21 protein-coding genes are annotated in these 21,530 nt (G+C 72.2%); 7 read left to right on the forward strand and 14 right to left on the reverse strand.

What is annotated here, in order from left to right:
- Both VFO68_RS16670 and VFO68_RS16675 read left to right on the forward strand, forming a co-directional pair.
- Positions 1–245: AMP-binding enzyme (locus VFO68_RS16670; RefSeq protein ID WP_414635518.1), on the forward strand; the 245-nt coding region annotated here is incomplete at its 5' end.
- Between the two features lie 28 nt (positions 246–273).
- Positions 274–1,146, forward strand: a complete 873-nt coding sequence (locus VFO68_RS16675) for a 1,4-dihydroxy-2-naphthoate polyprenyltransferase (RefSeq protein WP_325159212.1) — start codon at positions 274–276, stop codon at positions 1,144–1,146.
- On the opposite strand, the gene VFO68_RS16680 is transcribed toward VFO68_RS16675, so the two are convergent.
- The 3 genes from VFO68_RS16680 to VFO68_RS16690 are packed head-to-tail and all read right to left on the reverse strand — an operon-like array spanning position 1,143 to position 2,995.
- Positions 1,143–2,237, reverse strand: coding sequence for a PLP-dependent cysteine synthase family protein (locus tag VFO68_RS16680; RefSeq protein ID WP_325159213.1), 1,095 nt, complete (start codon positions 2,235–2,237; stop codon positions 1,143–1,145). The genes VFO68_RS16675 and VFO68_RS16680 overlap by 4 nt on opposite strands.
- Complete coding sequence (locus tag VFO68_RS16685) at positions 2,234–2,518, reverse strand: DUF4229 domain-containing protein (protein ID WP_325159214.1); 285 nt, start codon at positions 2,516–2,518, stop codon at positions 2,234–2,236. The genes VFO68_RS16680 and VFO68_RS16685 overlap by 4 nt, the downstream gene beginning before the upstream one ends.
- Positions 2,519–2,545: 27 nt before the next feature.
- Positions 2,546–2,995, reverse strand: coding sequence for an Lrp/AsnC family transcriptional regulator (locus VFO68_RS16690; RefSeq protein WP_325159215.1), 450 nt, complete (start codon positions 2,993–2,995; stop codon positions 2,546–2,548).
- 160 nt (positions 2,996–3,155) lie between these two features.
- Here VFO68_RS16690 and VFO68_RS16695 point away from each other — a divergent pair, with 160 nt between their 5' ends.
- Positions 3,156–3,368, forward strand: a complete 213-nt coding sequence (locus tag VFO68_RS16695) for a BldC family transcriptional regulator (RefSeq protein WP_325159216.1) — start codon at positions 3,156–3,158, stop codon at positions 3,366–3,368.
- A 119-nt stretch (positions 3,369–3,487) separates the two neighbouring features.
- Positions 3,488–3,676 (forward strand): hypothetical protein, encoded by a 189-nt coding sequence (locus VFO68_RS16700; RefSeq protein WP_325159217.1) that lies wholly within the window; start codon positions 3,488–3,490, stop codon positions 3,674–3,676.
- A gap of 9 nt (positions 3,677–3,685) precedes the next feature.
- Here VFO68_RS16700 and VFO68_RS16705 read toward each other — a convergent pair whose 3' ends face one another.
- The 9 genes from VFO68_RS16705 to VFO68_RS16745 form a co-directional block, all read right to left on the reverse strand.
- Entirely contained in the window at positions 3,686–5,050 is a 1,365-nt protein-coding gene (locus VFO68_RS16705; RefSeq protein ID WP_325159230.1) for a MinD/ParA family ATP-binding protein, read from the reverse strand.
- 187 nt (positions 5,051–5,237) lie between these two features.
- Complete coding sequence (gene ccsB / locus VFO68_RS16710; protein WP_325159218.1) at positions 5,238–6,170, reverse strand: c-type cytochrome biogenesis protein CcsB; 933 nt, start codon at positions 6,168–6,170, stop codon at positions 5,238–5,240.
- Complete coding sequence (resB, locus tag VFO68_RS16715) at positions 6,170–7,735, reverse strand: cytochrome c biogenesis protein ResB (protein WP_325159231.1); 1,566 nt, start codon at positions 7,733–7,735, stop codon at positions 6,170–6,172. The genes ccsB and resB overlap by 1 nt, the downstream gene beginning before the upstream one ends.
- Before the next feature lie 104 nt (positions 7,736–7,839).
- On the reverse strand, positions 7,840–8,610 hold the full coding sequence (locus VFO68_RS16720; protein WP_325159219.1) for a cytochrome c biogenesis CcdA family protein: 771 nt from the start codon (positions 8,608–8,610) through the stop codon (positions 7,840–7,842).
- 62 nt (positions 8,611–8,672) lie between these two features.
- Positions 8,673–9,251 carry a TlpA disulfide reductase family protein gene (locus tag VFO68_RS16725; RefSeq protein WP_325159220.1) on the reverse strand — a complete coding sequence of 193 codons (579 nt, stop codon included), beginning with the start codon at positions 9,249–9,251 and terminating at the stop codon, positions 8,673–8,675.
- Between the two features lie 30 nt (positions 9,252–9,281).
- A complete protein-coding gene (locus VFO68_RS16730) occupies positions 9,282–9,911 on the reverse strand; it encodes a histidine phosphatase family protein (protein WP_325159221.1) in 630 nt (209 codons plus the stop codon).
- Positions 9,908–11,230, reverse strand: coding sequence for a glutamate-1-semialdehyde 2,1-aminomutase (gene hemL, locus VFO68_RS16735; protein ID WP_325159222.1), 1,323 nt, complete (start codon positions 11,228–11,230; stop codon positions 9,908–9,910). The genes VFO68_RS16730 and hemL overlap by 4 nt, the downstream gene beginning before the upstream one ends.
- Positions 11,231–11,240: 10 nt before the next feature.
- A complete protein-coding gene (locus tag VFO68_RS16740; protein WP_325159223.1) occupies positions 11,241–12,803 on the reverse strand; it encodes a hypothetical protein in 1,563 nt (520 codons plus the stop codon).
- Positions 12,790–14,883 (reverse strand): hypothetical protein, encoded by a 2,094-nt coding sequence (locus tag VFO68_RS16745; RefSeq protein ID WP_325159224.1) that lies wholly within the window; start codon positions 14,881–14,883, stop codon positions 12,790–12,792. Before VFO68_RS16745 ends, VFO68_RS16740 begins: the two co-directional genes overlap by 14 nt.
- Positions 14,884–15,077: 194 nt before the next feature.
- Here VFO68_RS16745 and VFO68_RS16750 point away from each other — a divergent pair, with 194 nt between their 5' ends.
- Positions 15,078–16,376: a geranylgeranyl reductase family protein gene (locus VFO68_RS16750; protein ID WP_325159225.1), complete on the forward strand. Its 1,299-nt coding sequence runs from the start codon at positions 15,078–15,080 to the stop codon at positions 16,374–16,376.
- 2 nt (positions 16,377–16,378) lie between these two features.
- Here VFO68_RS16750 and VFO68_RS16755 read toward each other — a convergent pair whose 3' ends face one another.
- On the reverse strand, positions 16,379–17,599 hold the full coding sequence (locus tag VFO68_RS16755; RefSeq protein WP_325159226.1) for an acetyl-CoA C-acetyltransferase: 1,221 nt from the start codon (positions 17,597–17,599) through the stop codon (positions 16,379–16,381).
- 92 nt (positions 17,600–17,691) lie between these two features.
- A complete protein-coding gene (locus VFO68_RS16760) occupies positions 17,692–18,513 on the reverse strand; it encodes an SGNH/GDSL hydrolase family protein (RefSeq protein WP_325159227.1) in 822 nt (273 codons plus the stop codon).
- A 301-nt stretch (positions 18,514–18,814) separates the two neighbouring features.
- On the opposite strand from VFO68_RS16760, the gene VFO68_RS16765 reads away from it, so the two are divergent.
- Entirely contained in the window at positions 18,815–20,185 is a 1,371-nt protein-coding gene (locus tag VFO68_RS16765) for a cystathionine beta-synthase (RefSeq protein ID WP_325159228.1), read from the forward strand.
- A 96-nt stretch (positions 20,186–20,281) separates the two neighbouring features.
- The gene (locus VFO68_RS16770) at positions 20,282–21,454 is read left to right on the forward strand and encodes a hypothetical protein (protein ID WP_325159229.1); all 1,173 of its coding nucleotides are present in this window, start codon (positions 20,282–20,284) and stop codon (positions 21,452–21,454) included.
- Positions 21,455–21,530 lie beyond the last annotated feature (76 nt).

Genomic DNA, 21,530 nt, shown 5'->3' on the forward strand with positions numbered 1-21,530 from the left:
AGCGGGCGATCGCCGCCGTGCCCGGGGTGACCGAGGGGTGCGTGGTCGGCCTGCCCGACCCGGAGTGGGGCCAGCGGGTCGCGGTGGCGGTGGTCGCGTCGGTCCGGGACGAGACCGCGATACAGGACGCGGTTCGGGCGGCGCTCGGCGCGGCCGCCGTCCCCAGGACGATCCGCTTCGTCGACCGGCTCCCGCTGCGCGGGCCGGGGAAGGTGGATCGTGCCGCGGTGGCCGCCTCGTTCTGAAGCACCGTTATCCAGCAGGATGGGGGGCATGGCGACGGTGACGCAATGGGTGCAGGGGGCACGGGTCCGGACGTTGCCGAACTCCGTGGCGCCGGTTCTGGTGGGAGCGGGCGCGGCGGCGGCGATCGACGCGTTCGTGTGGTGGCAGTCGCTGCTGGCGCTGGTCGTGGCACTGAGCCTGCAGGTCGGCGTCAACTACGCCAACGACTACTCCGACGGGATCCGGGGCACCGACACCGAGCGGGTCGGCCCGCTGCGGCTGGTCGGGTCGGGGCTGGCGACCGCGGTGTCGGTGCGCACCGCGGCGTTCGCCAGCTTCGCGGTCGCCGGGGTGGCCGGCACGGTGCTGGTGGCCGCCACCGGGCGGTGGTGGTTGCTGGCAGTCGGGGCGCTGTGCGTCCTCGGGGCCTGGTTCTACACCGGCGGCAAGCGGCCGTACGGCTACTCGGGCTGGGGCGAGGCCGCGGTGTTCCTGTTCTTCGGACCGGTGGCGGTGCTGGGCACGCTCTACGTCCAGGCCGGCCGGCTGACCTGGGCCGGGCTGGCCGGGGCGGTGGCCACCGGGGCGTTCTCGGCGGCCGTGCTGGTCGCCAACAACCTGCGGGACGTGCCGACCGACCGGGCCGCCGGCAAGATCACCCTGGCGGTCCGGCTCGGCGCTGCCCGCACCCGGATCTTCTACTGCGTACTGGTCGCGGTCCCGTTCCTGATCACGCTGGGCGCGGCCGCCGGTGAGCCCTGGCTGCTGGCCGGCCTGCTGGCCGCGCCGCTGGTGCTGCCGGCCGCCCGCCGGGTCGGCGCCGGCGCGGAGGGCCTGTCGCTGATCCCGGTGCTGCGGGACACCGCGCTGGCCATGCTGGTCTGGGCGCTCGGCACGTCGCTCGCGCTGGCCTTCTCCTAGAAGTACTGCCACTCGCCGGTGGCCAGGAACCGGTCGAGCACCTGCTGGTACGGCCGCAGATCCAGGCCCTGCCGGGCGATCCAGTCGTCGTTGAAGTAGGTGTGCGCGTAGCGCTCGCCGCCGTCGCAGAGCAGCGAGACCACGCTGCCCGGGCAGTCCTGGGCGACCATCTCGGCGACGATGCCGAAGGCGCCCCAGAGGTTGGTGCCGGTCGAGCCGCCGACCCGGCGGCCGAGCACCTGCTCGGCGGTGCGGATGGCGGCCAGCGACGCGGCGTCCGGAACCGGGATCATCCGGTCGACCACCGCGCCGATGAACGACGGCTCGACCCGGGGCCGGCCGATGCCCTCGATCCGCGAGCCGCGGCTGCTGGTCAGCGCCGGGTTGTCGTCCCGCCAGGCGGTGAAGAACACCGAGTTCTCCGGGTCCACGACGGCCAGCCTGGTGCGTAGCTGCCGGTAGCGCAGGTAGCGGCCGATGGTCGCGCTGGTGCCGCCGGTCCCGGCGCCGACCACCACCCAGGCCGGCTCCGGATGCAGCTCGAGATCCAGCTGCTGGAAGATCGACTCGGCGATGTTGTTGTTGCCGCGCCAGTCGGTGGCCCGCTCGGCGTTGGTGAACTGGTCCATGAAGTGCCCGCCGAGCTTCTCGGCCAGCCGCAGGGACTCCTCGTAGATCCGGCTCGGCTCGTCGATGAAGTGGCAGGCGCCGCCCTGCCGCTCGATCAGCGCCACCTTCTCCTCGCTGGTGGTGCTGGGCATCACGGCGATGAACGGCAGCCCGAGCAGCCGGGCGAAGTACGCCTCGGAGACGGCGGTCGAGCCGGACGAGGCCTCGATCACCGGGGTGCCTTCCACGATCCAGCCGTTGCACAGCGCGTACAGGAACAGCGACCGGGCCAGCCGGTGCTTGAGCGAACCCGTGGGATGGGTTGACTCGTCCTTGAGATAGAGCTGGACCCCCCAGTCCGCGGGCAGCGGGAACGGCAGCAGATGGGTGTCCGCGCTGCGGTTCGCGTCGGCCTCGATGATCCGCACGGCGCGGCACACCCAGTCCCGGGTCGTGTCGCTACAGCGGTCGACCGGCGTCACTTCTGCTCCTGCCCGCCGGGCGCGTCGCCGCGCAGTTCGGCCCGCAACTGTTCGCGCACCGCGTGCCGGGTGGCGCCGCGCTCGGCCAGCCCGCTGGTGACCCGCTGGTTGAGCCCGCGGAACAGCAGCAGGCCCAGCGGGAAGCCGACCACGATCGCGACGGCCAGGCTGACCAGCAGCGGGACGTCGAACAGCAGCAGCACGGCGGCGACCACGGCCATCAGACCGAGCCGCGCCAGCGTGTATAAGGCCAGGTCCCGGCCGAGATGTCCGTCTGACATGGGCCGACGGTACCGCGCCGGGCAGGGCTACTCGGCCGCCGTGTTGGGCCGGCCCTCGAACCGGGTGGACAGCACGACCGTCGTTCGAGTCCGGGCCACGCCGTCCAGGCGGCGCAACCGGCCGAGGGTGTGCTCCAGGTTGTCGACGGTGGCCACCCGCACCTTGACCACGAACGTGTCGTCACCGGCCACCGCGTAGCAGGACTCCACCTCGGGCAGCCCGCCGAGCGCGTCGGCGACGGCCTCGTCGTCGGCGGTGTCGGTGAGGTTGATGCCGACCAGGGCGGTCACCCCCAGGCCGACCGACTGCGGGTCGACGACCGCGTGGTAGCCCACGATCACGCCGGTCGCCTCCAGCTTGCCCACCCGCTCGTGCACGGCCGATGCCGACAGCCCGACCAGCCGGCCGAGCTCGGCATAGGTGGCCCGGCCGTTGCGCCGCAGCGCGTCGATGATCTTGCGGTCGACGGAGTCCACGGGGTCTAAGCCTAGGTCCCTGGTCGGCCCGCACAGGCATGTCCGATGCAGCCGATTTGTCCCTTACTACCTCTTTACCTCCAGACAACCGTTCGAGTACCCGAAGGGCGAGATGCGACGATGCGGGTAACCGCGCACGACGCGAACGAGGAGGCGTGAGTTGACCGCTGTGACACACATCGGCGAGCGGCTGCTGACCCCTGGTGAAGTAGCCGCCCTGTTCCGGGTCGACCCCAAGACCGTCACGCGCTGGGCGACCGCTGGACGCATCGGGTCCATCCGCACGCCTGGCGGCCACCGCCGGTTCCGCGAGTCCGAAGTCAAGGCCCTGCTCGCCGAGCTCACCACCGAGGCGACCGCTCCCGCGGGCTAATTTCGAACTCGAAGCGGTGATCGGCTGCGCGCGCCCAGGCAAACACTGTCGCCCCTTGAGCCCCGGAACCAGACAAACGGGCTAATCTCGATGGGGAGTTCTCTGGGAGGTGACGTCTGATGGTGTACTTGCTCGCTCTGATCGGCGCGATCGCCGTGTTGGTGCTGCTGTGGCGCGCGTTCGTCGCCCGCCCGGCCAGTGTCGCCCCGCGCCGCCGGTCGGTGGCGCCCGACGACGACCCCGAGTTCCTCCGCGATCTCGAACGCAAGCGCCGCCGCCCCGACGAGGACGACGGCGGCGCCGGCTGAAGACGGGGTTTACGTTCCGGGGAAGGCGTCCGCGACCGTAGCCGCCATCTCCAGCAGGGCGAGCCGGGTGGCCGGGTTGAGCCGTTCCAGCTCGATCTCCGCGCCCTCCTCCAGGTGCGGGTCGAACGGAATCCGGCAGACCGCTCGGCAGCGTGAACCGAAGTGCTGGGCCAGCCGGTCCAGGTCCACCGAACCGGACTTCGGTCGCACCGAGTTGATCACCGCGACGGAGCGGGCCACCAGGTCCCGGTAGCCGTGCACGTCCAGCCAGTCCAGCGTGGCCGAGGCGCTGCGCGCCCCGTCCACCGACCCGGACGACACCACGACCAGCGAGTCGGCCAGGTCCAGCACGCCCTTCATGGCCGAGTGCATCAGGCCGGTGCCGCAGTCGGTGAGCACGATGTTGTAGAAGTGCTCGAGCAGCGCGATCGTGCGCCGGTAGTCGTTCTCGCTGAACGCCTCGGACACGGCCGGATCCTGGTCGCTGGCCAGCACCTCGAGCCGGCTGGGGCCCTGCGAGGTGTACGCCCGGATGTCGCTGTAGCGCCGGATCCGGTCGGCGTCGCGGAGCAGATGCCGGACCGTGGCGGTGGTCTCCAGCGGGATCTTCTGGCTCAGCGTGCCCCGGTCCGGGTTGGCGTCCACCGCGATCACCCGGTCGCCGCGCAGCGAGGAGAACGTGGAGCCGAGCGTCGTGGTGGTGGTGGTCTTGCCGACCCCGCCCTTGAGGCTCAACATCGCGATCTTGTAGCAGCCCCGCAGCGGCTGGTTGACCCGTCCGATCAACTCGCGCCGCTGGACGTCCGCGGGCGCCTCGCCGACGTTGATCAGGTGACCGGTGGCCACCCACACCGCGCGCCGCCAGCCCGTCTTCGGCTCCCGCTTGGCCTGCTTGACCAACCGGTTGGTGGCCAGCTCGCCCCGACCGTGCGGGTCGGGCGTGCCGGGTGGCCGGTTCGGCGCCTGCTGCCCCGGGCGCGGCGGAAAGCCTTGCTGGTACGGCGAAGCCGGGTAGCCGGGCACGGCGTAGGGACCGCTCGGGACCTGGTGCGGCCCGGAGCCGCCGGGGACGGGATAGGGGCCGGAGCCGCCCGGGACGGGGTAGGGACCCGAACCGCCGGGGACGGGGTAGGGACCCGAACCGCCGGGAACGGGGTACGGACCGGGGCCGGGCGGCATCGGATACGGGCCGGAGGCGCCGGGCACGTGATGCGGACCGGACGGGCCGCCGGGCACCTGGTGCGGACCGGACGGGCCGCCTGCGGGATACGGGCCGGACTGCTCGGGGGGCGCGGGGTGCGGGCCGGACTGGTGTCCCGGATAGGGAGTGGAGTCGGTCCGCTCCTCCTCGTCAAGATGGGACGAGGTCGGCATGGGACCGAAATCGTGCGTCTGGCCGTCGAGTTCGTCGAGATCGACGTTGGGCTGTGGCCCGCTCGGGTTCGGCTCTGCTGGCTCGTCCTGACGCCCACTCACGCTGGGGTCCTCCCTGAACTACGGCTTGCGGATACGACGGTAGTCGCATCCGATCGTCGGGCGCGACATGGGGCGTGACGGACGATCAACCGACGCCGGCGTAGGAGTGCAGACCGGCGATCACCAGGTTGATGAAGAACAGGTTGAAGACCATGACCGCGAAGCCGAGCACGTTGATCGCCGCCGCCCGGCCGCCCCGCCAGCCCGCGGTCGCCCGGGAGTGCAGGTACGCCGCGTAGACCACCCAGGCCACGAACGCGCACGTCTCCTTGGGATCCCAGCCCCAGAACCGGCCCCAGGCCGCCTCCGCCCAGATGGCGCCGAACACGACCGCCATCGTGTAGGCGGGGAAGGCGATGATCGTGATGCGGTAGGCGACCCGGTCCAGGGTGTCGGCGGCGGGCAGGCGCGGCGCCAGCCGGGCGAACCGGTCCGGGTTGGTCTTGATCAGGTACAGCAGGCTGGCCACCCCCGCCACCAGCAGCGCGCCGCTGGACGTGGCGACCGTGAAGACGTGGATCACCAACCAGTAGGACTGCAGCGCCGGCTGTACCGGAGCGGCGCTGGTGTAGAGCACGGTGCCGCCGAGGAACATCAGCAGCGCGACCGGAACGAGCACGAACCCGCCCAGATGCCGCACCGGGAACCGGCGCAGCAGCACCAGCCAGGTCAGCACCGCGCCGAGACAGAGCAGCGAGCCGAACTCGTACATGTTGCCCCACGGCACCCGACCGGCCGCCGACCCGCGCAGCACCAAGGAGATCAGGTGCACCACCGCGCCGAGCACGGTCAGCGACACGGCCATCCGGCCGAACCGCTCCGCGCGGTTCGACTCGGTCGCGACCGGTTCCGGCGCGACCTCGTCCGCGCCGTCCGCACCGACCAGTGCCGGCACCGCGACCGGCGTGCGTTGCAGGGCATGCTCGGCGAGGTAGAGCACCGCGGCCAGGACGTAGATCGCCACAGCGCCGAAGTAGGTCCAGTCGCTGTAGGTGGCCAAGGAATCGGTGGCCGGCATCAGGGTTCCCTCCCGCGGACAAGCTCGGCCGACAACCGGTCGAACTGCTCGCCATATCCCGCCCGGTCGGTGCGGGCGAGCCCACCGACCTCGACCACCGTACGGTTCTTCCCGGGCGGCAACGAAGTGGGGCCTCCCTTGGCCGGGTCACCCACCGCCGACTGGACGCACTGATCCCCGCCGCCGGCCGCTGGGGTGGCCCGGATCCACAGCCGCCGCCGCTTGACCGTCAGCGAGGTGCCCAGCCCGGCGATCAGCAGCAGGGCGAACACCAGCATCCAGCCCTGCGTCGGGTCGTGCGACACCTGCAGCGACACCCACTGCTCGACCCGGTCGAACCGGACCGTGGTGCCGTCGTCGAGCTTGATCTCCTGGCCCAGCTTGAGGTTCGCCCGGGCCACCCGGGCCAGCCGGCCGTTGTCCACAAGCGACTGGTCCACGCTGAAGATGGACTGGCCCCGGCCGGCGTCCAGGCCGAGATCGCCGCGCAGCACGTCCACCGCGACGGCCGGGTTGAGCAGGTCCGGGAAACCGGAGTCGAGCAGGGTGCCGCGGAACACGGCGGTCGGCGCGAACAGGCCGGTGATCGCGAGTTGGGTCTGCCGGCGCTGGGTGGGGTCGGTCACGCCCGGCCGGTCGAGCTTGGTCGCGCCCTCCGAGAGCAGCGTGCGCGGATCCACCGGCCGCCACTGGATGGTGCTGGTCCGCCGGGACCCGTCCGGGAAGGTCACCGTGAACGTGGGCGCGTAGCCGTGGCCGAGCAGGTAGACCCGGTCGCCCGCGGTGCGCAGCGGGTCGTTGACCCGCAGCCGGTACGGCCGCCAGGTGCCGCTGTCCAGGTCCGCCCCGGACTGGTAGTCGACGTCGGCGGTGAAGCTCTCCGCCGCGCCGCTGGGCAGGTACCGCGCGGAGAACCCGTTCACCTTGACGCAGAACGGGTTCAGGTCGGTGCCGTCGACCCGCAGCCCGGGCCGGAACGAGTCGTAGCCGAACGTGCCGGAGTTGCAGAACTCCGAGCCGTCGGCCAGCACGATCACCTGGCCCTCGTAGCTGACCATCTTCCCGATCGCCAGCGCCACCACCAGGCCGAGCATGGCGAAGTGGAACAGCAGGTTGCCGGTCTCCCGCAGGTAGCCGCGCTCCGCGCTGATGCTGGCCGCGCCGCCCGGCTCGTCCCGCCGCTCCCGGCGCCAGCCGCGCAGCCGCCGGTCGGCCGCGGCCAGCACCTCGTCGACGCTCGCGGCCACGGTCGCGGTGCTGTGGTGCGGCAGCCGGCTGAGGTTGCGCGGGGTGAGCACCGGCCTGGCGCGTAACGACCGGGCGTACTCCAGGGTGCGCGGCACCAGGCAGCCGACCAGGGAGACGAACAGCAGCAGGTAGATCGCGGAGAACCAGACGCTGGCGTAGACGTCGTAGAACTGCAGCCGGTCCAGCAGCGCACCCCACCAGCCGTGCTCGGCGATGTAGTCGGCCACCTTCGGCGGGTTCAGCGACCGCTGCGGCACCAGCGCACCCGGCAGCGCGGCCAGAGCCAGCAGGAACAGCAGGACCAGCGCGGTGCGCATGGAGGTCAGCCCGCGCCAGGTGTTGCGCAGGAAGGCGAGCAGCGGGTGCGCCGGCCGCGGCGCGGTGTCCCGCGGCGCGCCGGTCTCGATGCTGTCCAGGGACACTAGAGCGGCAATCTCGTGTCGGCGACCAGGGCGCTGCGCAGCCACGCGGTCAGCTCACCCCACAGCCCGGTGACCAGCAGCACCCCCACGACCAGCATCAGCCCGCCGCCGACGTACTGGATCACCCGGCCGTTGCGGCGCAGCCACCCGCTGGCCCGCACCGCCCAGCTCGCGCCGAAGGCGATCAGCAGGAACGGCAGGCCGAGGCCCAGGCAGTAGATCAGGACCAGCAGGTAGCCCCGGGCCGCGGTGCCGCCGGTGCTCGCCGCCATGGCCAGCACCGCGGACAGGGTCGGGCCGATGCACGGGGTCCAGCCCAGCCCGAAGATCGCTCCGAGCACCGGGGCGCCGGCCAGGCCGATCCGGGGTGCCCGGTGCAGCCGCACGTCCTTCTGCAGCACCGGGACCAGCCCGACGAAGACCAGCGCCATCACGATCGTGAGCACCCCGCCGAGCCGCTCGAGCAGGCCCTGGTTGACCGCGACCGCGTCGGCCAGCCAGACCAGGCTGCCCACCCCGATGGCGAACACCACGGTGAAACCCAGGATGAACAACCCGACCGCGCCCACCAGCCGCAGCCGGCCGCGCTTGGGCTCCTCCTGCTCACTCACCGCCGGGGCCTCGGCGCCGACCAGCCCGGCGAGGAAGGCCAGGTAGCCGGGAACCAGCGGAACCACGCACGGCGAGGCGAACGAGATGGCCCCGGCGAGCAGCGCCAACCCGCTGGCCAGCAGCAGCGGGCCGGTCTGGGCGAGCTCGGCGGGGTTCACGCCGACCAGGGTAGGCGGCCCGCGCGGGACGCCGACGCTGGGGAAAGCAATGTGACGCCCGCCTACGGCGCCGGCTCGGCCGCCAGGCGCTCGACGAGCGGCTGCAGGTCGCTGGCCAGCAGGTCGCGCAGGTAGACGGCGGCGACCCGGTGGCCACGGTCAAGCACGATCGTGGACGGCACCACCGAGCGCGGGTAGCCCTTCAGGCCCAGCAGCGAGCGGCCCGGCGGGTCGTAGATCGACGGGTAGGTCAGGCCCCGGTCGCGGACGAAGTCCTCCGGGGCGGTGCGCTGCTCGTCGCGCACGTCGACGCCGAGCACGGTCACCCCGGACTTCTGGTTCGCCTCGTGCAGCTTCTGCAGTTCCGGCGCCTCCACCCGGCACGGGCCGCACCACGAGCCCCAGATGTTGATCACGACGACCTGGCCGGCGAAGTCCGACAGCGCGATCTTCCGGTCCCGCTCCAGCAGGCTCTCCCCGGACAGGTCGCCGATCGCCTTGCGGTCGTCGCCCTCGTAGAAGATCTCGGTCTTGCCCTCCGGGGAGACGAACTGGAACTCGGTGCCGGTGGCCACCGCGTCGGTGCCGGCGGAGCACCCCGCCGCCAGCAGCGCGCCGAGCAGCAGCACCACCAGCCTCATGCCGCGTTCACCGGCCGCGCGCCCACCGGGTCAGGCACCGGTGACCTTGGGACTGCTCGACCCGGCCGGTTCCGAGTAGCTCACCCGAACCAGCTGCTCGTCCTCGAACACCAGGCTGGTCAGCGAGGCCAGCGAGCACTCCCGCCTGCGCGGGTCGTGCCAGAGCCGCTGACCCTGCAGGAACCGGCGCACGGTCCAGATCGGCAGCTGGTGCGACACGCACACCGCCTCGTGCCCGGCCGCCTGCTCCCGCGCCCGGTGCACCGCGGCCAGCATCCGGTGCGCGATCTCCAGGTACGGCTCGCCCCAGGACGGCCGGAACGGGTTGCGCAGCTTCGGCCAGTTCTGCGGCGAACGCAGCGCACCGTCCCCGATGGACACCTTCTTGCCCTCGAACTGGTTGGCCGCCTCGATCAGCCGCTCGTCGACGGCCAGCTCCAGCCGGTGCGAGTCGGCGACCGGCGCGGCGGTCTGCCTCGCGCGGTCGAGCGGGGAGGCCACGACGTAGGTGATGTCGTTGTCCCGCAGGTGTTCTGCCACGGTGAGGGCCTGCCGGTGCCCCAGTTCGGACAGGCTGAAGCCGGCCATCCGGCCGTACAGCACCCCGGTCGGGTTGTGCACCTCACCGTGCCGCAACAAATGCACGACCGTCCTGGTCAACTGCGTCCCTCCGTAGCGCTTGCCGCCGCCCGGGCGGCGGCCGGGAGCGCGTCGGCGATCACATCGAAGGCCGCATCGTCCATGGCCGCGTTGACGAACCACGCCTCGTACGCGCTCGGCGGGGCATACACCCCACGTTCCAGCATGGCATGGAAGAACGCCGGGAACCGCCAGGTTTGTGTGGCCTTCGCCGCGTCGTAGTCCCGCACCGGCGCCGCGCTGAAGAACACGCTGAGCAGGTTGCCGGCGTACTGCACCCGGTGCGGCACCTCGGCCTCGGTGAGCGCGTTGGTCAGCAGCGCGCCCAGCCGCTGCGAGTTGGCGTCCAGCGCGCGGTACACCGCGGCGTCGGCGGCCCGCAGCGTGGCCAGGCCTGCGGCCACCGCCACCGGGTTCCCGGACAGCGTGCCGGCCTGGTAGACCGGGCCGGCCGGCGCCAGCGACGCCATCACCTCGGCGCGCCCGCCGAACGCCGCGGCCGGCAGCCCGCCGGACATGACCTTGCCGAAGGTGAACAGGTCGGCCGCCACCGCGTCGAGGCCGAACCAACCGGCCGCGGACACCCGGAACCCGGTCATCACCTCGTCCATGATCAGCAGAGCCCCGTGCCCGGCGGTGATCTCGCGCAGCGCGGCGTTGAAGCCGGAGTCCGGCGGCACCGCACCCATGTTGCCCGCGGCCGCCTCGGTGATCACCGCCGCGATCTCGCCGCCGTGCGCGTCGAACGCCGCCCGCACCGCGTCGATGTCGTTGTACGGCAAGACGATCGTGTCGCCGGCGGCGGCCCCGGTCACCCCGGGCGTGGTCGGCAGGCCGAGGGTGGCCACAACCGAGCCGGCGTCGGCCAGCAGCGCGTCCACGTGCCCGTGGTAGCAGCCGGCGAACTTGATCACCCGGCTGCGCCCGGTGTGCCCGCGGGCCAGCCGGACCGCGCTCATCGTGGCCTCGGTGCCGGAGTTGACCAGCCGCACCTGCTCGACCGGCGCGACCCGGCCGATGATCTCCTCGGCCAGCTCCACCTCGCCCCGGGTCGGGGTGCCGAAGGACAACCCGTCGCCGGCCGCGGCGCGCACCGCGTCGACGACCTCCGGGTGCGCGTGGCCCAGGATCATCGGCCCCCAGGAGCCGACCAGGTCGACGTAGCGGTTGCCGTCGGCGTCCCACAGGTACGGACCCTCGCCGCGGACCATGAACCGGGGCGTGCCGCCCACCGCGTGGAACGCCCGCACCGGCGAGTTCACCCCGCCCGGGGTCACCGCGCGGGCCCGGTCGAACAGCTCGCCGGACTTCTGTGCCGTCTGATGAACGTCAGCCCTCACTTGGCCAGTCTCACATGACCGTTGTCACCCGGCCGAGCCACCGTTCCCGCCAGGCCAGCCGCAGCCGGATGGACCGCAGCGGCACGTGATCACGCACCAGGGTGGCCACCACCTCGCGCTGCGCCCACGGGCACAGCTCGGACAGCAGCGCCGGGATCTGGCCCCGGGTGACCCCGTCCACCAGCCGGACCTTGATCTTGGCCCGGCCCCGGACCCGGCCGTCCGGCTGCACCCGCACCCGGTAGTAGTCGATCCGGCCGCTGGTGACCCGGTCGGCGGCCTCGCGGAGCTGGGCCAGCACCAGCTGCGCGACGTCCGGGGGCCGGCTGGCCGGGTCCCGGTCCAGCGGGACCATCCAGGACAGCCACAGCGGGTGCTCGTCGGCTTCCTCGGGCGCGGCCATCCCGGGCCGGACCGGCCCGGTGGACAGCACCTGGTAGTCGGTCGCGGCGGTGAGCGCGATGTGGCTGCGCCGTTCCTTGAGGTCCTGCTTGCGGGTCAGCCCGCAGTCACTGGCCACCTGCCCGAGGCCCTCGACGATCGGCAGGCAGGTGCCGGACGGGTGGGCCCGGTCCAGCCGGGCCGGCGCGACCGGCAGCATCATGTTGATGAAGGCGATCTCCTGCAGGGTCGCCGCCGACGTGGCCAGGATGCCGATGTTGCGGGCCACCAGGTCCTCGGCGATCGCGGCCGACGAGCCGACCCGGGCCGGCCCGACGAACGTGACCAGCTCCACCGCCTGCGGCGCGCCGGCCGGCGCCCAGCCGAACAGCTCCGTCTTGCGGGCGGCGTACCGCGCCAGGTCCGGAGCCAGCACCGACCACCACTCCCCGCGCACCCGGCCGAACCGGCGGTCGGCGATCTGCAGGCCCAGGCCGTACTCCTCGGCCATCTCGGTGATCCGGCGCAGCAGCGCCAACCGCTTGGCCGGGTTGCGGTCGTCCAGCCCGACCAGCACCCGCACCGCCAACCCGTTGGCCACCCGGGGCGCCTCGCCGGAACCGTCCTCCCGGAACCGGCCCGGCGGATCCCGGTACGGCGCGACCGGGCTCTGCAGGAACAGCACCGGAACCCCGCCGTCGGCCGCGGCCGAGGTGGCGATGCCCCGGTAGATCCGGGTGATCATGAGCGAGTCGGCGTAGTCGGGCTGCCACCGGTCGTAGCCCGCGGTGATCAGCAGCTCGGTGCTGTGCGCCGGGTCGTAGAGGAAGTTCGGGTTGATCACCACGCTGCCCCGGTAGACGTGGGTGGCCGGGTCCCGCTCGGCGGGGCGGGGGCTCGCCGTGATCCGGTTGATGGACACCCCCTCCACCGGTTTGTGCGGACTGTCCGGAATCCAGGTGTGCACCTGGAACCCGGCGGCGGCCGGGTAGAACGCGAGGGTCTCGGTGGCCGCCCGGTCGTGCTCGGTCGGCGGGCTGAAGTCGATCTGCGGCGCGTCCGCGGCGGCCCGGTCGGTCGCGCCGAAGTGGGTCACGTTGAACATGACCGTCGCGCTGCCGGCGGTGGCCGCCCGGGCCGCGACGGCGGCGAGCGTGGGTTGTTCGCGGCTGGCTGCCCTAGTCATCGTCATCCGACCTGATCGTGGAGAAGTTGGCGGTGCAGCCTTTGGGCCGCCCCGGTTTCCGGAGGATCTCGGTGATCAGCCAGTTCGGGCAGGCGTGGTTCACCGGGACCCGGTTGCGCCGCTTGACGGCCCGGGCGGTGCCGTCGATGGCGACCAGCGCGGCCAGCACCAGCAGCGCTCCGATGGCGAGCACGAACGGCACGGCCAGCCGGTCGTCCCGCCCGCCGGCCACGGCCAGCGCGAGCGTCCCGGCGATGATCACCGCGGTGTACGCGACGTAGCGCGGGAACAGCCGCAGCTGGCCCAGCACCGACTTGTTCGACGGAATGTCCAGCCGGGACAGCATCACGCCGGGCACCAGCAGCAGCATGGTCACGATCGCGTCCGCCGAGGAGATCACCGAGTCGCTGCTGCCCGGCAGGCCCAACCAGGCGCCGAGCGGACCGAGCAGCGGCACGCCCGCGAACAGCTGCGGCTGGAGCAGCACGCCGAACCCGACGACCAGGAGCAGCACGGCGAGCAGCAGCTTGGACACGTTGGAGGCCAGCGACGGCGGGTCGTCCACCAGGGCCATGTAGACGGTCGCGGAGACCGGCTCCATCGACTGCGGGTCGGAGCCGAACGGGCGCCGCTGCCAGTGCGCGTGCCCGGCGTTCTCCCGGGGGTCGTTGTCCACGTAGATGTCCGTGGACACCTGGGAGGAGGTCAGCGCGTCGGCCCAGCGGCGCAGTTCGTCCGGCTGGACCAGCCGGCCGTCGGCGAGCTTGCGCAGGTTGTCGGTCTCGTAGTGGTGGGCCAGGTGCCCGAGCCCGGTGATGATCCGGCGGTGCGGCACCAGGCTGTCGGCGGCCGACACCGCTGCCGGGGTCTCGGACCGGGCCGGGAACCGCGGCCGGCGCCGGGAGAACGTCGAGTAGCAGTCCTCGATGTAGGACATGAACACCTCGAGGTCGCGGTACCGGCGCCGGCCGAACTCGGCCAGCCGGGACACGATGCCCTGCAGCTCCGCCTCGAGCAGCTTCGGTGACACCGCGCCGAGCTCGACGTAGCTGTCGGCCACCGCGACCATGTCGTTGACCAGGGTGCGCAGCGCCGGCGCGTCCACGTCGCTGGTGAGGAAGAACCGCCGCACCTGGATCTCCGGCGGCACCTCGAGGGTGACGTGGTAGCTGTTCACCGCGCGCGGGATGACCGTGGCGTACTGCACGGTCATCTCCCGCCGGAACGCGCCCCACCGGGCGATCGTGGCCCGGCCGCGCAGCTGCTGGGACCGGGCCGGCATGACCGGCGCGTCGTAGCGCAGGAACGCCTGGGTCTTGCTGGTGCGGACCTGGACCACCAGCAGGTACTCCGACACGGCCACGTCGAGCAGCCCGAGGAACGGGCTGTCGATGGCGAACAGCTGCCGGACCGCCGCCACGGCCTTGTCCCGGATGCTGTCGGAGTCGGTGGGGCGGTGCCGGGCGGACCGGCCCGGGTCCGGCCCGAGGTACCGGCCGCCGGTGTCGATCATCCGGGCGATGGTGGCCTCGACCAGCCAGCGGGACCGGTTGAGGCCGTGCCGGATGTCGTACAGCAGTTCGCCGCCGTCCTCGGTGCGCGGGTCGGAGTCGAGGAACATCCGGAACGCCTTGCTCATCCCGTGGATCAGCGCGTGCGCGGTCTCCACCTGGGTGAGCCGGGGGACCACCTCGCCGGCGGCGTTGCGCACCACGACCGGCGCCAGGTCGGTGCGCGACTGGCGGGCCACCGGGACCCACACCGTCGACGGGCGGCCCTCCTGGGACGGGTCCGAGCGCAGCGCCTGCAACTGCTCGGCGGTGAGCACGGTCATGTTCACGTCGATGCTGACCGACCGGGCCATGTGGGTGGAGTCGGCCAGCGTCAGCTCCTCGGACATCCGGTCGATGTGTTCCAGCCGCAGCGCCAGGGCGAGCAGGTTCAGCCCGAGGGCCTCCTGATGGCTGTCGTGCGGCGGCGGCGAGGTCGGAATCGGTGTCTGGCGCAGGGCGGTCAGGAAGCTCGCCAGCCGATCCGGACCGGTCCTGGAGCTCCTGGTCCTGATCGAGTGCAGTGCGCCGTTCAACACCATATGGTTCGGATCTCCCGCGGCGGCCCGGTGATACCTACCACGGTTAACGGAGTGTGCCGGCAAAAGCAATGGATTTGGGGCGCTAACCGATCTTCTTCACCCGCGCGAGGCTCGCCGGGTCCGGGGTGGACGCAGGTTAAACTGGGCGCCAAGTTCGTGAACGGATTCACAAGCAGCCGGGGAGCCCCATGAGCGCGTCGATCAGCCGGCGGAAGGCGGGAGAGGACGCGGAGGTCATCGTGGTCGGCGCCGGTCCGGCCGGAGCCACCGCCGCCACCTACCTGGCCCGGGCCGGGCTGGATGTGCTGCTGCTGGAGAAGAGCACCTTCCCGAGGGAGAAGGTGTGCGGCGACGGGCTCACCCCGCGCGGCGTCAAGCAGCTGATCGACCTCGGCATCGACACCCGTGAAGAGGCCGGTTGGCTGCACAACCGGGGCCTGCGGGTGGTCGGCGGCGGGGTCACCCTCGAACTGGACTGGCCGGACCTGGCCACCTTCCCGCCCTACGGCGTGGTCCGGCCGCGGCAGGACTTCGACGAGTTGCTGGCCCGCACCGCGCAGCGCACCGGCGCCCGGCTGCTGGAGCAGACCACGGTCACCGGCGCGATCACCGACGAGCGCACCGGCCGGATCGTCGGCGTGAGCGCCCGGGCCGGCGCCGAGAAGGCGCCGGTCAGCTACCGGGCGCCGATCGTGCTGGCCTGCGACGGGGTGTCCGCCCGGCTGGCGCTGTCCATGGGCATCGACAAGAACGACACCCGGCCGATGGGTGTGGCCGTGCGCCGGTACTACACGAGCCCGCGCAGCAAGGACGACTACCTCGAGTCACACCTGGAGCTGTGGGACCGGTCCGACCCGGCGGAGCCGAAGCTGCTGCCCGGCTACGGCTGGATCTTCGGCATGGGCGACGGCACCGTCAACGTCGGTCTCGGCATCCTGTCCACCTCCAAGGCGTACGGCAGCACCGACTACCGCGCCCTGCTCCGTTCCTGGCTGGACGGCACGCCGGAGGAGTGGGGCCTGCGCGAGGCCAACGCCGCCGGCAAGATCGGCGGCGCGGCCCTGCCGATGGGCTTCAACCGCACCCCGCACTACTCGTCCGGGCTGCTGCTGGTCGGCGACGCGGGCGGCATGGTCAACCCGTTCAACGGCGAGGGCATCGGCTACGCCATGGAGTCCGCCCGGCTGGCCGCCGAGTGCGTGATCCAGGCCCTGGCCCGTCCCGAGGGTCCGGCCCGGGAGCGCGCCCTCGCCGGCTACCCGCTGGCGCTGCGCCAGTCCCTGGGCAGCTACTACCGCCTCGGCAACATCTTCAGCCGCCTGATCGGCAACCCGGCGGTGATGCGGGTGGCCACGAAGTACGGCCTGCCCCGCACCACCCTGATGAAGCTCGTGCTCAAGCTCCTCGCCGGCCTCTACGACCCGCGCGACGGCGACGCCTTCGACAGAGTTATCACCGCCGCCACCCGCCTGACCCCGAGCGCGTAGAGCTAGCTGAGCCTTTCCAGGATCATCGCCATCCCCTGGCCGCCGCCGACGCACATGGTCTCCAGGCCGAACTGCTTGTCGTGGTACTGCAAAGAGTTGATCAGCGTGGTGGCGATCCGGGCGCCGGTCATGCCGAACGGGTGCCCGACGGCGATCGCGCCGCCGTTGACGTTGAGCCTTTCGATGTCGATGCCCAGGTCGCGGTAGGACGGGATCACCTGGGCGGCGAACGCCTCGTTGATCTCCACGAGGTCGATGTCGTCGATGGTCATGCCGGCCAGCGCCAGCGCCCGCTTCGAGGCCTCCACCGGGCCGAGACCCATGATCTCCGGCGAGAGGCCGGACACGCCGGTCGACACGATCCGGGCCAGCGGCGTGATCCCCAGCTCGGCCGCCTTGGTGTCACTCATGATCACCAGCGCGGCGGCGCCGTCGTTGAGCGGGCAGCAGTTGCCGGCGGTGACCCGGCCGTCCGGCCGGAACACCGGCTGCAGCGTCGCGGTCTTCTCGTAGGTGATGCCCGGGCGCGGCCCGTCGTCGGTGTCCACGATGCGGCCGTCCGGCAGTTCCACCGGCACGATCTCGCGGGCCCAGAACCCGTCCTTGATCGCCTGCTCGGCGAGGTTCTGCGAGCGGACCCCGAAGTGGTCCATGTCCTCCCGGGTCACGCCCTTGGCCAGCGCCAGGTTCTCGGCGGTCTGCCCCATCGCGATGTAGACGTCTGGGACCGCGTCGTCCTCGCGCGGGTCGTGCCAGGAGTCCGCGCCCTTCTCGGCCGTGGCCGCGGTGCGCGCCAGCGCGTCGCCGAACAGCGGGTTGCGGGTGTCCGGCCAGGAGTCCGAGCTGCCCTTGGCGTAGCGGGACACGGTCTCCACGCCGGCGCTGATGAACACGTCACCCTCGCCGGCCTTGATCGCGTGCAGGGCCATCCGGGTGGTCTGCAGGCTCGACGAGCAGTACCGGGTGATCGTGCAGCCGGGCAGGTGGTCGTAGCCGAGCAGCACGGCCACCACCCGGCCCAGGTTGAACCCCTGCTCGCCACCGGGCAGGCCGCAGCCGAGCATCAGGTCGTCGATGTCCTTCGGGTCGAGCGCGGGCACCCGGTCCAGCGCGGCCCGCACCATCTGGACGGTCAGGTCATCCGGCCGCAGGTCGACCAGTGATCCCTTGGACGCGCGTCCGATCGGCGATCGGACGGCGGACACGATGACGGCCTCTGGCATGTTTCCGCTCCTCATGGGTGTGCCGGGTGACGTGCGACACCTGAGGTTACCTCTGGGTAGCGGACCGCAGATTGTGATGTTGGCCGGGCGCGCTATGCGGCCAGTCGGCTCACCTGAACGGGCGACGGGAGCACCGCGCACAGCGCCGGCAGCAGCACGCCGGCCGCCAGCTCGTAGCCGGAACCGTTGGGGTGGAAGCGATCCGGGCTGAAGAACTGATCCGGGCGGAGCAGGAAGTCCGGTGCCAGCAGCTCCCCGAGGGCGACCGAGCCGACCCCGAGCCGGTCCAGCTCGCGGCGTTGGGCCCGGGCCAGCGACCGGCTGAACCGGCTGGCGAGCTCCCGCAGCGGCTGCGGGATCGAGCGCACCACCCCGAGGTCCGGGCAGGTGCCGACGACCACCCGGGTACCGGCCGCCTGCAGCCGGGCCACCTCGGTGCGCAGCACCAGGACCGAACTGGAGATCCTCGACTTCGAGGTCACGTCGTTCCCGCCGACGATCACCACCGCCACTGCCGGCGGGTTGATCAGGGCCCGGTCCACCTGGGCCGGCAGGTCGAACGTCTTGGACCCGCTGATGGCGTGCGTGGTCAGCCGGACCGGGCGGTCGGCCTCCTCGGCGAGCCCGGTGGCCAGCAGGACGCCCAGCAGCCGGTCGGGCGACTCGGCCCCGATCCCGGCGGCCAGCGAGTCACCGAGCATGGCCAGGGTCAGCGGCCGCTCGGCGTCCAGGAATGGTCCGGTCCCGTCGGGCAGGTAAACGCCGTCGGCATTGAGCGGTAACTCCTTCGGCCGGCCGATTATCGACCTAGCTTTCCTCGACTGGCCGTTGAGAAGTCCGTATGCCGCCCCCGACAGTCCGCCGACCGATCCGGCCGTGAACACCATGGCCCGCACGATCCGTGCACCCGCCATCGCCGTCCTCCCCTCGTCACGCCCGGTGTCGTCGCTGACCGCCGGACTGATGCGCCGGTTCTTTCCGATATCGTCCGAACCGGGTCATTTGAAAGGTGTCGGAATTGTGTGGGGGCCGGCTGACGTCCGGCTCGAATGCGGCTCGAACGCGCTGGGGTGGATCGCCAACGTATGATATTGGGCCTGGTAGCGCCCACGTTCCGCGCGCCATCGCCGCTGCCGCGCCGGCCGATAGGGTGGCCCCGAGTGGCGCCGTCATGGCCGGGCACTGCCCACAAGGCTGCCCGTAAAGGAGAGTTCGGTGGAATACGTCGAGCACGTGATCGACCTGGTCGGAAACACGCCGCTGGTGCGGCTGAACCGGCTGTCCGAGGGCCTGGCGCCGCTGGTGCTGGCCAAGGTCGAGTACTTCAACCCGGGCGGCAGCGTCAAGGACCGCATCGCGCTGCGCATGGTCGAGGCCGCCGAGCGCTCGGGGGCGCTGCGGCCGGGCGGCACGATCGTGGAGCCGACCTCCGGCAACACCGGCGTCGGCCTGGCCCTTGTCGCCCAGCGCAAGGGCTACAAGTGCGTGTTCGTCTGCCCGGACAAGGTCAGTGAGGACAAGCGCAACGCGCTCAAGGCCTACGGCGCCGACGTCGTGGTGTGCCCGACCGCGGTGCCGCCGGAGCACCCGGACTCCTACTACAACGTGTCCGACCGGCTGGTCCGCGAGATCGAGGGCGCCTGGAAGCCGGACCAGTACTCCAACCCGGAGAACCCGGCCAGCCACTACCACTCCACCGGTCCGGAGCTCTGGCGGCAGACCGAGGGCCGGATCACCCACTTCGTCGCCGGGGTCGGCACCGGCGGGACCATCTCGGGCACCGGGCGCTACCTCAAGGAGGTCTCCGGCGGCCGGGTGCAGATCGTCGGCGCGGACCCGGAGGGCTCGGTGTACTCCGGCGGCACCGGGCGGCCCTACCTGGTGGAGGGCGTCGGCGAGGACTTCTGGCCGACCACCTACGACCGGGACATCGCCGACGAGATCATCGCGGTGTCCGACGCCGACTCCTTCGGCGTGACCAGGCGCCTCGCCCGGGAGGAAGGGCTGCTGGTCGGCGGGTCGTGCGGGATGGCGGCCGCGGCGGCGCTGCGGCTGGCCGAGCGCCTCGGTCCGGACGACGTGGTGGTGGTGCTGCTGCCGGACGGCGGGCGCGGCTACCTGACCAAGGTGTTCAACGACCAGTGGATGGCCTCCTACGGCTTCCTGCCGCCGGAGCACTCCGGCGCCACCGTCGGCGACGTGTTGCGGCGCAAGGACGGCGCGATGCCCAAGCTGGTGCACGCGCACCCGAGCGAGACGGTCGGCGACGCCGTGGGGGTGCTGCGCGAGTTCGGGGTCAGCCAGATGCCGGTGGTCAGCGCCGAGCCGCCGGTGATGGCCGCCGAGGTGGTCGGCGCGGTGAACGAGCGCGACCTGCTGGACGCGTTGTTCACCGGCAAGGCGGCGCTGGCCGACCGGGTGGACAAGCACATGTCGCCGCCGCTGCCGACCATCGGGGCCGGCGAGCAGATCACCGTGGCGATGGGCGCGCTGTCCGCCGCGGACGGCGCGATGGTGCTGGTCGACGGCAAGCCGGCGGGTGTGGTGACCCGGCAGGATCTGCTGGGTTTCCTGGCCGGACGCTGACCGGCGCGGTGGGTGGGGCGCTACCGGCAAAGCCATGCACTATCCGCTAGCGTTGGCCCGGACGCAACTCGACAGCGCAGGTGAAGGGTTGGACCGATGAGTGCCCCGCAGCCGCCGAACCCACCGTGGCAGGGCGGCGAGCCACAGCAGCCATGGCAGAGTGAGCCGAACCAGGAGCAGGGGCAACCGAGTGGTGCGCCCGAGCACAATCCGGCCCTGAACGCGCCCGGACCGACGCAGGTACTCGGCGCCCCGGGTCAGGCCGGCCAGCCCGGCGCCGACGGCGTCGAGCGCACCCAGGTGGTGCGCCCGGGCCAGCAGCAGCCGGGAGACAAGACCCAGATGGTGCCGCCCGGCTCGCTGCCTCCGCAGCAGCCGCCCTACGCGCCCCCGCCGAGCGCGTCCGACTTTCCGCCCGGGCCGTCCGGTTACCCGGGCCAGCAGCCCGGCTTCGGGCAGGCCCCGCCACCCGGTTACGGCGCCCCGCCGCCCGGTTACGGCCCCCCACCGGGTTACGGCGGCCCGCCGCCCGGTTACGGCCCCCCACCCGGCTTCGCCCAGCAGGGCGGCTTGGGCGCTCCGCCGAGCTTCGGCGGCCAGCGGTCCAACCTGCAGATGATCGTCATGATCGTCGCCGGCGTCGTCGGCGTGTTCGGCCTGATCGCCGCGATCCTCACCATCACGCTGTTCTCCGAGCTCAGCACCGGCAACGCGGTCGACGACTGCGTCGCCGAGGGCGCGCCGCGGGACCTCTGCGAGCGAGCGATCGAGGCTGCCTCGGATGCCATTCCGACCAGGGTGTACGTGTACCTGACCGTGCTGCTGGTCGGCTCTCTGGCCGCGGTCGCCGGCGCGGTGCTGATCTACCTGCGGAAGAGCTTCGCGCACTACGTGACCGTCGGCGGCGGCGCGCTGCTGCTGGTCGGCTCGATCCTGATCATGGCCGAGGGCGGCGGCACGCCGACCCGGGTCGTGTTCACCCTGCTGTTCGGGCTGGTCATCACCGGCGTCGGGATCATGGGCTTCCTCGACCAGACCAAGCAGTACGTCGGGCTCGGCGGCTCGGTCCTGGCCGGCCCGCCCACCGGCGGCTTCGGCCCGCCGCCCGGCCAGGCCGGCGGTTTCGGCTCGCCCGGCGGTTTCGGCGGTCCGCCTCCGCCGCAGCAGGGCTACGGCCAGCAGCCGCCGCCCGGCGGTTTCGGCCAGCCCCCGCAGCCGCCCCCCGGCGGAGGCTACGGCCAGCAGGGCAACCCGCCCCAGCAGTGGTAAAACCCAGTCGCCCCCGGCTCCGGCCGGGGGCGACTTTCGTTCAACCACCCAGTTTGACCGAAACCGTCTCATTGGG

It is taken from the genome of Actinophytocola sp. (assembly GCF_035712165.1).
Taxonomy (GTDB): Bacteria; Actinomycetota; Actinomycetes; order Mycobacteriales; family Pseudonocardiaceae; genus DASYTH01.